13 protein-coding genes are annotated in these 13,676 nt (G+C 71.2%); 5 read left to right on the plus strand and 8 right to left on the minus strand.

The window, feature by feature from the left end; all coding sequences use genetic code 11:
• Window positions 1-105 precede the first annotated feature (105 nt).
• From H297_RS0105765 to H297_RS34710, 7 genes are all read right to left on the minus strand, one after another.
• The gene (locus H297_RS0105765) at window positions 106-594 is read right to left on the minus strand and encodes an ATP-binding protein (RefSeq protein ID WP_106959562.1); all 489 of its coding nucleotides are present in this window, start codon (window positions 592-594) and stop codon (window positions 106-108) included.
• A complete protein-coding gene (locus H297_RS0105770) occupies window positions 591-1,838 on the minus strand; it encodes a PP2C family protein-serine/threonine phosphatase (RefSeq protein WP_027736270.1) in 1,248 nt (415 codons plus the stop codon). Before H297_RS0105770 ends, H297_RS0105765 begins: the two co-directional genes overlap by 4 nt.
• Window positions 1,838-2,884, minus strand: coding sequence for a SpoIIE family protein phosphatase (locus H297_RS0105775; RefSeq protein WP_027736271.1), 1,047 nt, complete (start codon window positions 2,882-2,884; stop codon window positions 1,838-1,840). Before H297_RS0105775 ends, H297_RS0105770 begins: the two co-directional genes overlap by 1 nt.
• The gene (locus H297_RS0105780; RefSeq protein WP_486589419.1) at window positions 2,881-3,393 is read right to left on the minus strand and encodes an ATP-binding protein; all 513 of its coding nucleotides are present in this window, start codon (window positions 3,391-3,393) and stop codon (window positions 2,881-2,883) included. The genes H297_RS0105775 and H297_RS0105780 overlap by 4 nt, the downstream gene beginning before the upstream one ends.
• Window positions 3,390-3,776, minus strand: a complete 387-nt coding sequence (locus H297_RS0105785; protein WP_027736273.1) for an STAS domain-containing protein — start codon at window positions 3,774-3,776, stop codon at window positions 3,390-3,392. Before H297_RS0105785 ends, H297_RS0105780 begins: the two co-directional genes overlap by 4 nt.
• The gene (locus H297_RS0105790) at window positions 3,773-4,684 is read right to left on the minus strand and encodes an STAS domain-containing protein (RefSeq protein ID WP_027736274.1); all 912 of its coding nucleotides are present in this window, start codon (window positions 4,682-4,684) and stop codon (window positions 3,773-3,775) included. The genes H297_RS0105785 and H297_RS0105790 overlap by 4 nt, the downstream gene beginning before the upstream one ends.
• 736 nt (window positions 4,685-5,420) lie before the next feature.
• Window positions 5,421-6,668 carry an aromatic acid exporter family protein gene (locus H297_RS34710; RefSeq protein WP_051351564.1) on the minus strand — a complete coding sequence of 416 codons (1,248 nt, stop codon included), beginning with the start codon at window positions 6,666-6,668 and terminating at the stop codon, window positions 5,421-5,423.
• A 203-nt stretch (window positions 6,669-6,871) separates the two neighbouring features.
• On the opposite strand from H297_RS34710, the gene H297_RS0105800 reads away from it, so the two are divergent.
• A complete protein-coding gene (locus H297_RS0105800; protein WP_027736275.1) occupies window positions 6,872-8,449 on the plus strand; it encodes an FMN-binding glutamate synthase family protein in 1,578 nt (525 codons plus the stop codon).
• A gap of 138 nt (window positions 8,450-8,587) precedes the next feature.
• Here the strand turns inward: H297_RS0105800 and katG are convergent, their stop codons facing one another.
• Entirely contained in the window at window positions 8,588-10,825 is a 2,238-nt protein-coding gene (gene katG / locus H297_RS0105805; RefSeq protein WP_027736276.1) for a catalase/peroxidase HPI, read from the minus strand.
• 235 nt (window positions 10,826-11,060) lie between these two features.
• On the opposite strand from katG, the gene H297_RS0105810 reads away from it, so the two are divergent.
• The 4 genes from H297_RS0105810 to H297_RS0105825 all read left to right on the plus strand — a co-directional run bounded on the left by H297_RS0105810 (window position 11,061) and on the right by H297_RS0105825 (window position 13,640).
• Window positions 11,061-11,474, plus strand: a complete 414-nt coding sequence (locus tag H297_RS0105810; RefSeq protein ID WP_027736277.1) for a Fur family transcriptional regulator — start codon at window positions 11,061-11,063, stop codon at window positions 11,472-11,474.
• 215 nt (window positions 11,475-11,689) lie between these two features.
• Window positions 11,690-12,502 carry a TrbL/VirB6 family protein gene (locus H297_RS44040; RefSeq protein ID WP_051351565.1) on the plus strand — a complete coding sequence of 271 codons (813 nt, stop codon included), beginning with the start codon at window positions 11,690-11,692 and terminating at the stop codon, window positions 12,500-12,502.
• Between the two features lie 57 nt (window positions 12,503-12,559).
• Window positions 12,560-12,763 (plus strand): hypothetical protein, encoded by a 204-nt coding sequence (locus tag H297_RS34720; RefSeq protein ID WP_486589420.1) that lies wholly within the window; start codon window positions 12,560-12,562, stop codon window positions 12,761-12,763.
• A 67-nt stretch (window positions 12,764-12,830) separates the two neighbouring features.
• Entirely contained in the window at window positions 12,831-13,640 is an 810-nt protein-coding gene (locus H297_RS0105825; RefSeq protein WP_027736278.1) for an alpha/beta fold hydrolase, read from the plus strand.
• Window positions 13,641-13,676 lie beyond the last annotated feature (36 nt).

Consider the following 13,676-nt stretch of genomic DNA (forward strand, 5'->3'; position numbering starts at 1 on the left):
GCGGGCGCGGCCGCATCCTTCTCTTTCCCCGAATCAATTGTTGCATGACAACAATCCTGTGCGACATGTACCACACCGGGCGGCGGATCCGGCGGTACCGGTGCTTCAGTGCGGTTGCGCCGCCAAGGCCGGCCAGCGGGCGGTGACTGTCTTGCCGCCGGCTTCCAGGCGCGTCTCCACGTGACCCGCCAGCCGGTGGACGAGGTGCATCCCCCAGCCGCCCGACCCGTCCAGCGCACCGTCCCGCAGCGTCGGCGCGGTGCGGCTGGTGTCATGGACGGCGGCCGCCAGCACCCCGTTCCCCAGGCGGACGGTCAACGACCACCAACCGGTGGTGTGGCGGACCGCGTTGGTGACCAGTTCACTGACGACGGTTTCCACCGCGCTCCTGTCGACGGAGGACGCATGTTCCGCGACGAAACACCCCACGAGGTCACGCGCGTCCGCGACCGACACCTCGTCTGACCGCACTGACAACACGAAAAGCCTCCCTAGCTCACTCGTCTCTCGTGTGCCCGCCTGTGCGCGACCTACGCACGGCCTGTGAGGGAGCGGCGGCCCGTTCCCCCGGCCCGCGGAGGATTTCCCTCTCACGGGTGAGGCCTGCGCAGGGCGAGGGCGAGCGTGTCGTCCGGGTGGAGGACGACGGTGTGCAGTTCCTGCGCGATGGCCTCGGGGATCCGGGCCGTGGGACGTGCCGCGTGCCGGGCGGCGGCAGCGGCCAGGCGGCGTTCCCCCTCCAGCGGGTCCCGGCGGCTCTCGGTCAGTCCGTCCGTGTAGAGGATCAGGAGATCGCCGGGATCGAGGCGGGTGCGGAGCACGTCCTCGCTGCCGGGCAGCGGGAAGCCCACACCACGGCCCGGCACTTGCAGATACGTGGTGGTGCCGTCCTCCCTGACGACGAGGGCCGGAGGGTGGCTGCCGTTGGCCAGCAGCACCTCGCCCGTACCGGGGTCGACGCGCGCCAGGAGGAGCGTCGCCATCAGCCGGGGGTCGATGCCGGCCAGGATCTCGCTCGCCCGCTCCACGATGTCGTGGGGACGGTGCCCCTCCAGCGCGAGGGTCCGCACGGTGTGGGTCACGTTGAGCGCGGCCCCTGTGCTGCGTACGCCGTGCCCCAGAGCGTCCACCACGGTGATGTGCACGGTGCCGTCGGGGAGACGGAACCAGTCGTAGAGGTCCCCGCCGGTGGGGGCGTCCGTGTCGGCGGGCGCGTAGTGGACAGCCAGTTCCAGGCCCGGGACGCTCAGGGGCGCCGGCCGCAGCGCGTCCTCCAGCTCGCGCAGCATCTGACCGTGCGCGCGCCGCAGTTGTTCGTCGCGCTCTTCGAGCTGCACGTAGAGGGCCAGCACTCCGCTGTTGGTCTCCTCCAGTTCGTCCTGGAGCCGCCGGTGCTCGACGTCGAGCGCGTCCAGCCGCTCCACCACCGCATGCAGTTCCTCTTCCGCCGCCTCGCCGTCCGTGCGGTACCCGGCGGCGGATCGCGCCGGAGCGGACGGGAGGTGCCATACAGCGGCGCCGTCCGCGTCGGTCGTGGCGGGAAGGGCCAGCCGGTCGAGATCCTGCCGGCTGGTCTCGCACTCGCCTGTCGAGACCAGCGCGAGGGTCACGCCGTCGGCCTCTTGGTGCCCGTCCCGTTCCGCCGTGCCGGCCACGCGGGTCCGGTGCGCTGTCGTGACGTGCACACTGCGGCCCTTGTCCAGCTCCGTGCGGGCGACCGCCGTGACGGAGAGCGTCAGCCGGGCGCGCGTCCCGGCCGGCAGTCCGTGTCTGCGGGCGAGACGCCGTACGGCGCGCCGTACGGCGGACAAGGTGGTCAGTGGTCGGCTCTCTCGCATCAGTGGATTCCCGTCAGCGCCAACGCGGTGGCGTCGTCTCTCAGGCGGCGGTGCCGGTGCGCCAGGGCGGCCGGCAGCAGCGGGGCGGGGAGCCGTGCCAGGAACGAGGAAGGGTTGTGCGACCAGCGGGTCTCGATCCCGTCGGAGTGCACCAGGGCGGTCTGGCCGGCCTCCAGCGGGGCGGTACGGGTCTGCGGGGTGGGCAGGTTGAGGCCCACGATCCCCGGGCGGCTCTCGATCCGCCGCGTCGGCAGGAGGGGATGGAGGGCGACCACGCGCACGTTGCCGACCCCGCAGAAGTGCATCCCGCCCGGCTCGATGCGGATCAGACCGACGGCGGCGCCGCGGGTGTGCCGCAGGGCACGGTGCAGCTCCTGCATGAGTGCGGGCAGCGGACTTTCCGGGTCGGTGTGGAAAGCGCGCAGGGCCACCCGGGTGGCCCGCGCGGCGTCCTGCCCGTGCCCCAGCCCGTCGACCACGACCGCTGTCTGCCCTTGGGAGGTAACGCGTACGGCCGCGCCGTCCCCGCACTCCTCCTCGCCCTCCGCCGGCAGGCACACCCAGCCGCTCTTCCGTCCGAACGCCGGGGGCGGGGTGTGCTGCGCGGAGGCCGACCGTGCCGTGGGCTCGCGAGGAGCGAGCAGCCGGGCACAGGCGACGGTGCCGAACGGGACCTGCGTGCGGATGACGAACTCGTCGGCGACCCGGTCGACCGCACCGAGGCCCGTCCCGAGGGTGTTGGTCGTGGTGTAGCCGTCGGACAGACAGCGCTGCAGATGGCTCATCCCTGGCCCCCGGTCGACGGCGAGTACCTCCAGCCCCTGGCCGAGCGCGAGGGGCTGGAGGTAGACGATGCCGTCAGTGGCGTGCTTGTCCAGGTTGCTGGCGAGTTCGCTGGCCACAGCGGCGGCCTGGTCCGGCAAGGCGCCCCGCAGACCGCAGCGTTGTGCGGTCCGCCGGGCCAGGTCGGCCGCCAGGTGGACGGCACTGAAGTGATCGATGCGCACCTGTGCGGTCGCCCGCGGCGCGGGCTCGGGCCGCGTCATCGCTCGATCCAGCGCACCGCGGTGACCACGGCGCCAGAACCCGGCCGGGAACGCACGTCGAACTCGTGCATCAGGCGCCGCGCTCCTCCCAGGCCGTGGCCCAGGCCGGTCCCGGTGGTGAAACCGTCCACGAGGGCGCTCTGCAGATCCTGGATGCCCGGGCCCTCGTCGCGCACCGTCAGCCGCACGCCCCTCCTGCCGGCGCGGTGCAGCAGTTCGATGCTCAGGACACCGCCGCCTCCGTGGATGTAGGCGTTGCGGGCGAGTTCACTGGCGGCGGTGACGACCCGCGTCTGATCCACCAGACCGAAACCGGCCTGCTGTGTGGCAGCACGCACGGCGTGCCGCACGGACAGCAGGTCCTCCTCGGTGTGCACCGGGTGGGCCGTCACGCCGTCCGCCTCTCCACCCTGCGCCGGCAGTCCCCTGCCGTCCCGCGCGCCCTCCGGTGTTTCCGGGCGCCCCTGCGGGACCGGCAGTCCGGCCTGCCTCTCACCGGATGCCCTCACTGCGGCGGCTCCTGCGACTCGGGGGACAGCTGGTGCCAGCCGAGCACTCCCATCCCCTGCTCCGTGTTCAACGCCGTCTCCACGCCCTTCAGCTCGATCCCCAGCTCCACCAGCGTGATCGCCACAGCCGGCCGCATACCGGCCACGATCACGCGAGCGCCCAGAAGCTGCGCCATCGTGGACAGCTCCATCAACGTCCGTGCCACGAAGGAGTCGATGATCTCCACCCGGGAGATGTCGATCAACACGCCTCGGGCCCTGTCGGAGACGATGCGCGCCGTCAGCTCCTCCGCCAGCGCGACGGCCGAGGTGTCGTCCAGTTCGCTGAGCAGCCCGGTGACCAGGGTGTCGCCCAGTCGCAGGATCGGTACGGACCCCGTCATCGCGGCGCCGCCTGCTCGCCCGGCGCCGTCTGCGGCACACCGGCGGGGTGCCCCTTCTCGGTCTCCTGGCCGGTGAGCCGCATCGCGGTGGCCAGTGCGTCGGCGAGGTTCGCACGGGTGAGGATGTCCGAGAGGTCGATGCCCAGTTGGACGATGGTCTGCGCGATGGCGGGACGGATGCCGCTGATGACGCAGTCGGCACCCATCATCCGCACCGCCTGCACCGTCTGCATCAGATGCTGGGCGACGGAGGTGTCCACCGTCGGCACCCCGGTGATGTCGATGATGGCCACCTGGGCCTCGTGCTGCTGGATGGCCTCCAGCAGGGCCTCCATCACCACCTGGCTGCGGGCGGTGTCCAGGGTGCCGATCAGCGGGACGGCCAGCACGTGCCGCCACAGCTGCACCACCGGCGTGGAGACTTCGAGGAGCTGACGGCTCTGCCGCCTGATGATCTCCTCCCGGCCCTCGACGAAGGTGTCGAAGGACAGCGCACCGGCAGCGTCCAGCAGCCGGTTGAGCAGCAGCGCGGCTGCCAACGTCTCCTGGGACGAGAGCGCTTCTTGCTGCACCGTCTCCAAGAGCGCCTCCTTCAGCGCCAGCACCGACAGCGACGTCGCCGTGGGCGACGCGCCTGCCCGCGCGCGGCGCATCGACATGTCCATCACCGTCTCGCGCAGTTCACCGCGGGTGGAGATCACTTGCTCGACCGGGAGGTCGCTGCCCATGCCGGTGCGCAGCGCGGCGACCAGAGCGTCTGCTTCCTCGTGCAGCTCCTCCTGCACGAGCCCCTCGCTCAGGGACGTCCGCTCCATCTGCAACTGCACCCAGCGGTCGGCGATCTCGTCCCTGCGCTGCGCCAGCACCGTGCACAGGCGCTCGCGCACGGCGGACTCGGTCATGTTCATCGACAATCCTTCGCGTTCGTAAGTCTGTTGGGCCTGCCCCCGGCTTGCCCGTCACGTGTCCTGGCGGCCCCTGGGCAGGTGGCTCGAAGGGTGGGGAGGCGCCGCGGGCGCATGGTGACGGCATGCGGGGGCGGCTGGCAGCACGCGACGGCCGGCACCAGACGCCGTCGGCCGTGCGAGCAGCACCGGAAAGACCGTGCACCGGTGGGGCCCGGGGTCGGCTCAGAAGGACTCGGCGATCAGCCCGCCACCCCTGCTGGAACGACGTGCCCACCGGCACACAGGCGCGCGCGTGGGCCCGCCCACGTGGGGCAGTACGGGCAGGAGCGCACCCCGGCCACCGCCTGTCCGGCCTCCCCCACCGGCTCCTTCACCGCAGAAACCGGCTTCCTCAGCCGGACAGTGGCCCGGCGCAGCGGCCCCGGTCGGCGGTGCCCTCGGAGGGCACCTTCATGACGGCGCGCGTACGCGGAGCTCGGAAACATGCGCTCCTCCCGGGTGCGGTGCTGAGGATCACGGGAGGGCGGCAAAGCACACATCAAGAGCGACGACAACCGGTCTGCTCCCGTGAGTGTGCCTATGGCCTAAGCACTCGATTCTGCGTTTATCCAGAGTAGGCGATACCAAACCCGACCCGGTATGCGCGCGGGCCGGTCACACCGCGCACGCCTTTATAACAGAGCCCGCAGCGCCACGCCTGGGCGAGGCCCTCGCCGCCTGCACCCGCTCGAAGCGCTCAGGCACTCCCCCGTCCGGCGCCCTCGGCACGCTCGGCATCGGCGTGGTCGACGCCGTGTTTGAGCACGTCACAGGTGTGCTGGAACTCGTCCATCAGCCGGGTGGCCTCGGCCAGGAGGATCCCGTACGGCTCGGCGGGATCGCTGAGCGGAAGTGCGCCGTCGCGGGCGTCCTCCTCCAGCTGGTCGCGGGCCCGCTGTGCCTCGGTGGCGGCTTCGCACAGCTCCTGGGACTGGTTGTGCAGGTGGTCCTCGTCGATCCCGCCGAGCAGCTCGGTGATGCGGGCCAAAGAGGCCAGGAAGTCGCCGTAGGCGCGGACGAAACCGGCGGACTGCCCCTCTCCCTCGGCGCTGCTCCACTGGTCGAGGCTGCGGGCCATCGAGGCCGCCTGGTGGGTGACGCGTTCCAGGGCGTCGACGACGGCCTGGTATCCGGAGAAGGAGGTGCGGCGCCGGGAGCGGCGCCACAGCAGGCGAGGGTTGTAGAAGGTGCTCTCCCAGGCCGTGTGCAGCGAGGCCTGCGCCTGCTGGGCGATCGGACCGAGCTGTGCGGCCCGCTGCCGCCACTGCTGGGTGTCCTCCTCGTCCACCCTCCCCTCCCGCAGCGCCACGTACATGTCGCTGATCAGGTCGCACAGGGAGTGAGCCAGCGTATGGATGCCGTACTCGGCGTTGCGGTAGCGCATCGGCGGCAGCACCAGCATGTTCACCAGCACCCCGATGCCGCAGCCGATGAAGACGAGCTCGATGATCTGTCCCAGCTGTGACCACCGCTGGGAACTGCCGGCCGCGGCGACGTAGGTGGAGAACGCGAAGAACGCCGCGGTCGCCACCTGGGAGCCCTGCGAGCCGAGGGGCCGCCACCGCCCGATGACCAGCGCGACCAGGGTCACCAGCACGAAGGTCAGCAGGTAGGGACCCGCCAGGAAGCCCAGCGCTCCCTGCACCACCACTCCGGCGGACACCGCGCCGACATAGCGCAGCGCCTGCCACAGGGAGCGGTAGACGGTGACCTGCATGATCAGTACCGCCGAGAAGGGCGCGAAGGCCGGGGACACCGCAGCGAGCAGGTCGTGCGCCACCCACCACGACAGGCCGGCGGCCACCGTGCTCTTGCCGATCAGGACAAGGGTGTGCCGCTCGTGCCCGTCCGACCCGGCGGCCCGTCCAAGCCACTGCCGGGCGCGGCCGCTCCGGCTCTGGTCGGCGGCCTGCGTGCGCTGCCCCTCGCCAGCGGCTTCCTTCATGGTCTCTCCTCGAAGCTCTCTCGATGCTTGCCGTGCCGAGAAGAAGTACCCGCTGCCACGGGATGCAGCCGAGGCGGTTTCCGGTTTCCGGTTTCCGGTTTCCACGGGCCGGGTTGCCGACGCCGCAGCCCGGGACTCCCGCCGGGCGGGGCCGCGCCCGACCCGCGCCCCGGTCCCGTCGCCCGAACGGGTTAGCCTCCAGTGTGATCAGACAAGCCCTTGTGACGGTTCTCGTGTGCCTGGCCTCGGCACTCACGGCGGCGGCGCTCGTCGTCTCCCCGTGGTGGTGGCCCGGGGCCGTCCTCTGCCTGGCGACCGCCGCCACCGGGGTGTACGACCTGGTGCAGCGCGAGCACGCGGTGTTGCGGAACTACCCCGTACTGGGGCACCTGCGTTTCGCGCTGGAGAGCCTGCGGCCCGAGCTCCAGCAGTACTTCATCGAGCGCAACTACGACGGCCGTCCCTTCGACCGGGACGTGCGCAGCATCGTCTACGAGCGGGCCAAGGGCACCGCCGCGGAGGAGGCGTTCGGCACCGAACGGGACGTCTACGCGGGCGGCTACGAGTTCCTCCTCCCCTCGATCGCCCCGCGCCCGGTTCCCCGGACGCCGCCGACCGTCCGTATCGGCGGCCCCGACTGCACGCAGCCGTACGACATGTCCCTGCTGAACGTCTCAGCGATGAGCTTCGGATCGCTGTCCGCCAATGCCGTGCTGGCCCTCAACCGGGGCGCGGCGATGGGCGGGTTCGCACACGACACCGGAGAGGGAGGGCTGTCGGACCACCACCTGCGGCACGGTGGCGATCTGGTGTGGGAGATCGGCACCGGGTACTTCGGCTGCCGTACGGACGAGGGGGACTTCGACCCGGACACCTTCGCCGCCAAGGCTGCTCACCCCCAGGTCCGATGCGTGTCACTGAAGCTCTCGCAGGGCGCCAAGCCCGGGATCGGCGGGGTTCTGCCCGGCAGCAAGGTGAATGCGGAGATAGCCCGGGTGCGCGGCGTCCCCCAGGGGGAGACGGTGGTCTCGCCGCCCTACCACCGCGTCTTCTCCACACCACGCGAACTGGTGCGCTTCCTGGCCCGGATGCGCCGCCTGGCAGACGGCAAGCCCACCGGCTTCAAGCTGTGTGTGGGCTCACGGCGCGAGGTGCTGGCCGTCTGCAAGGCGATGGTGGAGGAGGACGTCACACCCGATTTCGTGATCGTCGACGGCGCCGAGGGCGGCACGGGCGCCGCGCCCTTGGAGTTCGCCGACCACCTCGGCGAGCCCCTGGCGGAGGGGCTGCTGACGGTGCACAACGCGCTGGTCGGCACCGGGCTGCGCGACCGCGTCCGGATCGGGGCGAGCGGCAAGATCGCCACCGGTTCCGACATCGTCAAGTGCCTGGTCCAGGGCGCGGACTACACGAACGCGGCCCGGGCCATGATGTTCGCCGTGGGCTGCATCCAGGCCCAGCGCTGCCACACCAACACCTGCCCCACCGGCGTCACCACCCAGGATCCGCGCCGGGCCCGCGCCCTCGTCGTCGACGACAAGGCGCACCGCGTGCACCGCTACCAGGCCGCCACCGTGGACAGCGCCTTGAAGATCATGGCCGCGATGGGGGTGCCGGGGCCCGGTGGTCTGCGCCCGCACATGCTCCGCCGCCGCGTCGACCCCGTCACCGTCCGCGGCAGCGACGAACTCCATCCCCGGCTCGCTCCCGGGCAGTTGCTGAGGGATCCGCCACCGGACTGGTCGGCCGACTGGCAGGCGGCCGATCCGGACCGCTTCTGAAGCCTGAGCCCGTCTTCGCGCGCGGGATCGTCGGGGGCGTCGGGCCACCCGCGCAGAAGGGCGCGCCGCCGTCCGGGCCGGCCGGTGTACGGGCCGGCCCGGACGTGCGCAACGGGGCGGACAGTGACCAGGCGAGGATCAGGCGAGGTCGAACCTGTCGAGGTTCATCACCTTGTCCCATGCCGCGACGAAGTCGTGCACGAACTTCTCCGCCGCGTCGTCGCTGGCGTATACCTCTGCCAGCGCACGCAGCTCCGAGTTCGAGCCGAAGACCAGGTCGGCCCGGCTGCCGGTCCACCTGACCTCACCCGTGGTGCCGTCCCGGCCCTCGAAGGTGTGCTGGTCCTCCGTCGTCGCCTGCCATGTCGTCCCCAGGTCGAGCAGGTTGACGAAGAAGTCGTTGCTCAGCCTGCCGGGGTCGTCGGTGAAGACGCCGAGCTTCGAGTGGTCGTACGTGGCGCCGAGTACGCGGAGGCCACCGACGAGCACGGTCGTCTCCGGCGCGCTCAGCGTGAGCAGGTTGGCCTTGTCCAGCAGCAGGTACTCGGCCGCCAGACGGTTGCCCTTCCCGACGTAGTTGCGAAACCCGTCGGCGCTCGGCTCCAGCGCGGCGAACGACTCCGCGTCGGTGTGCTCCTGTGTCGCGTCCACCCGGCCAGGGCTGAACGGCACCTGGATGTCGTGCCCGGCCTCCTTGGCCGCCTTCTCGACGGCCGCGCAGCCGCCGAGCACGATCAGGTCGGCCAGGGACACCTGCTTGCCGGAGGGGTTGCCGTCGCCCGCGTTGAACTCCCGCTGGACGGACTCCAGGGTGCTCAGCACGGCGGCGAGCTCGTCCGGGTCGTTGACCTCCCAGTCCCGCTGCGGCTGCAGGCGGATACGCGCGCCGTTGGCGCCGCCGCGCTTGTCGCTGCCGCGGTAGGTCGAGGCGGACGCCCAGGCGGTGGTGACCAGTTGCGCGACGGACAGCCCCGAGCCGAGGAGCTTGGCCTTGAGCGTGGCGATGTCTCCCTCGCCGATCACCTCACCCGGGGCCTCGGGCAGCGGGTCCTGCCACAGCAGGGTCTCCTGGGGGACCTCCGGACCGAGGTACAGCGACTTCGGCCCCATGTCACGGTGGGTGAGCTTGTACCAGGCGCGGGCGAAGGCGTCGGCGAACTCCGCGGGGTTCTCGTGGAAGCGGCGGGAGATGGGCTCGTAGACGGGGTCGAAGCGCAGGGACAGGTCGGTGGTCAGCATCGACGGGGCGATCCTGCGCGAGGCGTCGTGGGCGTGCGGGACGGTGCCCTCGCCCGCTCCGTCCTTCGGCTTCCACTGCTTGGCGCCGGCCGGGCTCTCGGTCAGCTCCCACTCGTAGCCGAAGAGGTTGTCGAAGAAGCTGTTGTCCCACTGGATGGGCGTGCCCGTCCAGGTGACCTCCGGCCCCGCGGTGATGGCGTCCGCGCCCTTGCCGGTGCCGTAGGTGCTGCGCCAGCCGAGACCCTGGTCCGCCATCGGCGCTGCCTCGGGGTCGGGACCGACGCTGTCGGCAGGTCCGGCGCCGTGGGTCTTGCCGAAGGTGTGGCCGCCCGCGATCAGGGCGACCGTCTCCTCGTCGTTCATCGCCATACGGCGGAAGGTCTCGCGGATGTCGCGCGCGGCGGCGAGCGGGTCCGGATTCCCGTTCGGGCCCTCGGGGTTGACGTAGATGAGGCCCATCTGCACGGCGCCGAGAGGGTTTTCCAGCTCCCGGTCGCCCGAGTAGCGCTCATCACCGAGCCAGATGGTCTCCGGGCCCCAGTAGACGTCCTCCTCGGGCTCCCAGACGTCCTCGCGGCCTCCCGCGAAGCCGAAGGTCTGCAAGCCCATCGACTCCAGGGCGACGTTGCCGGAGAGGACCAGCAGGTCGGCCCAGGACAGGTTCCGGCCGTACTTCTTCTTGACGGGCCACAGGAGCCGGCGGGCCTTGTCGAGGTTGGCGTTGTCGGGCCAGCTGTTGAGCGGTGCGAAGCGCTGCTGCCCGGCTCCGGCGCCGCCCCGGCCGTCGCTGATCCGGTAGGTGCCGGCACTGTGCCACGCCATCCGGATGACGAGCGGCCCGTAGTGCCCGAAGTCGGCAGGCCACCAGTCCTGAGAGGTCGTCAGCACCTCCTCGATGTCCCGCTTCACGGCGGGCAGGTCGAGGGAGGTGAACGCTTCGGCGTAGTCGAACTCCTCACCCAGGGGGTTGGCCACGGCGGGGTTCTTGGCGAGGATCTTCAGATTCAGTCGCTCGGGCCACCACTGGCTGTTGCCACCACCCTGGGTCGGGTGCAAGGCGCGGCCGTGCGCGACCGGGCAGCCGCCCGAGTCCTCCGTCTTCGCGTCTACGACGATCGCCTCGTGGTTCTCGGAGATGTTCTCGGACATGGGGATCCTTCCGGACTCGGCGGACCACGGCGCGGGAACTGCCCACCGAACGTCCCGGACGGAGGTTTCTCCTCCTGGTGTCCTGCCCGTGTCCTGCCCCTTGGCTGACGCTGGACCCGATCCTACGATGGACGAAATCCAAGTCAATACGGCAACCATCGTCGATTCTCCTGCCGCCGGACGGTTGTCGGACGGATGCCGGACGACGATGGGGCTGGTGGCCATGAGCGACCTGGTGGAGCGGCTTCGCGGACGCGGCTGGCGCATGACCGCCCAGCGCCGCGTCGTCGCCGAGGTGCTCGACGGCGAGCACGTCCACCTCACCGCGGACGAGGTGCTCGCACGCGCGGGCGACCGGCTGCCGGAGATATCGCGTGCGACCGTCTACAACACCCTCGGCGAACTCGTGCTGCTCGGCGAGGTGACGGAAGTGGCCACCGACGGCCGCGCCAAGCGCTACGACCCGAACGCCCACCGACCCCATCACCACCTGGTGTGCTCCCGCTGCGGCACCATCCGCGACGTCCACCCTGACGGTGACCCGCTGGCCGACCTGCCCGCCTCCGAGCGGTTCGGGTTCACCGTCTCCGGAGTCGAGATGACCTACCGGGGCCTGTGCCCGGGCTGCGCCGGCTGACACGGCCGGCCCTCGCCTCCCTCCGGGCGCGCCCGCAACGGGTGCCGGCGGGGCTCCCTCACTCTCCGCGCAGTGGGAGTAACAGCACACTCGGCAACATCGCCGCAGGTCACGGCATTGCACGGACCCCTCAAGGCCGCACCGCGACAGGCACCTCAACCCGTTTTACGGTGGAGAGAGCGGAATGTCCGTGTCCAGGAGCAGCGAGGCCGTCCATGGGTGAACCAGAGCGTGACGACGACGGATTCGTCGACGAGGAAGCACCGGACGAGGAGGCATTCGACGACGGAGCGCGGGGCGAGGAGACGCCGGAGACGGGGGAACTCCTCCCGGCGGACGAGGCGGGCGGCCAGGGCCCCGATGTCCTGCTCGACGTCCCACAGCTCGGCGTCGACGAGATCAACCTCGACGTGGAGAACCTCCGCGCCCGCGTCTCCCTCCAGGCGGAGGTCCTGGACCTGCTCAAGCTCAACGTCGGCGCCGACGTGGATCTGGGCCGCGTCAGCCTGGAGATCAAAGGCGTGGAAGCGCGTGCCTTGCTGAAGGTGCGGCTCGACAACGTGGCGCGGATCATCGACCGGGTACTGCACACCATCGACACCAACCCGCAGATCCTGGAGCAGATCACCAAGGGCGCGGGTGCCGCGGTGCAGGAGGTCGGCAGCGGGGCCGGTGGCGCGGCCGACGAACTGGGACGTGGAGCGGGCGAGGCGGCGAAGGGTCTCGGCAAGGGTGCCCAGGACGCCGTGGGCGAGGTCGGGAAGGGTGCAGGCGAGGCCACGGAGGCTGTGGGCAAGGGCGCGGAGAAGGCAACCGGCACGGTGGCCGACACCGCGCAGAGCACGGCCCGGAGATCGGCCGACGCCGCGGAGAGCACGGTGCGGAGATCGGCCGACGCCGTGGGGTCGGCCGCCGAGGAGACCGGGGAAGCCGCCGAACCGGCGGCCGACGCCGCCGAGTCGAGCACGCGGCGGGCACGGCACGGGGCGGAGCACCGGGGCAGGAAGCGCCGGCACGAGCCGCCTTGAACAGCGGACGGGCAGACACCGGTCGGGCACACGCCTGACATCTCCTTCGCGTCGTCGGTGCGGGCGACCGACCTCCGCTTCCGGGATGAGCCGCAGACCCGGGTGACCTTCCACGGCTCCCCCGGCCGCAGGTCGCTCTCCCGCAGCGTGCGGGAGAACCTGCCGGAGCACGTACGCCCCGGGATCGCCTATCAGGACGTCGACATCGACTACACGCTCGCCACGAAGTTCACCGGCGACGACGGGCGACCGGTGCGGTAGCGTGCGGTAAGGCAGGCGTCAACTCACCTGCGAGCGACCATGGTTGACCTACTGGGGAGGGGCCCGTATGTCCTTGAGCGCGACCGTCACAGGTGGGGAACTGACGTACGAGGTGGCCGGTGCGGGTGTTCCGGCCGTGCTGTGCCACCAGTACCGCTCGGTCTCCGCCGACAGCAGCCTGGGGCGCGCGCTCGCCCCGCACCTTCGGGTGCACGCGGTCAATCCGAGGGGGCTGGCGGGCTCGGGCCCCGTACGCGGGGAGGACGACCTGTCCATGGACGGGTTCGCACAGGACCTGTCCGAGCTGCGGACGACGCTCGGCCTCGACCCGTGGGTGGCAGTCGGTTCCTCGACCGGTGGCATGGTCGCCCTGCTGCACGCGCTGGCCGACTCCCAGTCCGTACGGGCGTTGGTCCTGGTCTCGACCGCCGCGTCGCAGCGGTTCGTCCAGGGCTCTCTCGCCGACCCCACGCATCCCCGGGCGGCCGAGGCCCAGGAGGCGGCGGCTCTGGCGAAGACGGACCCGGCCGCCTCGGTGCAGCGGATGTTCGAGCTGAGCGTCGCCGACCCGAAGGTCACACCGAGCCTGCCCGCGGGGGACGACGCGAACAACTCGCAGGAGCGCATGGGCAACTTCATGAGGACGCTGCCCGGCTTCGACCTGGAACCGCGGCTCGCCGAGCTCCGGATCCCGGCCCTGGTGATCGCGGGCCGTCACGACCCGCAGATCCCGGTCGCCAACGGGGAACGGATGGCAGAAGCCCTGCCGCAGGCCCGGCTGCACATCTGTGAGAAGAGCGGACACTATCCGCACATCGAGCAGCCCGACGAGTTCCGCGCCGTGGTGTCCGACTGGATCGGCGACGTACTGGACTGACCGCGCTGTCCGAGCCCCTCGGCGTCAGGGAACGGC

The organism is Streptomyces sp. CNT360 (genome assembly GCF_000424785.1).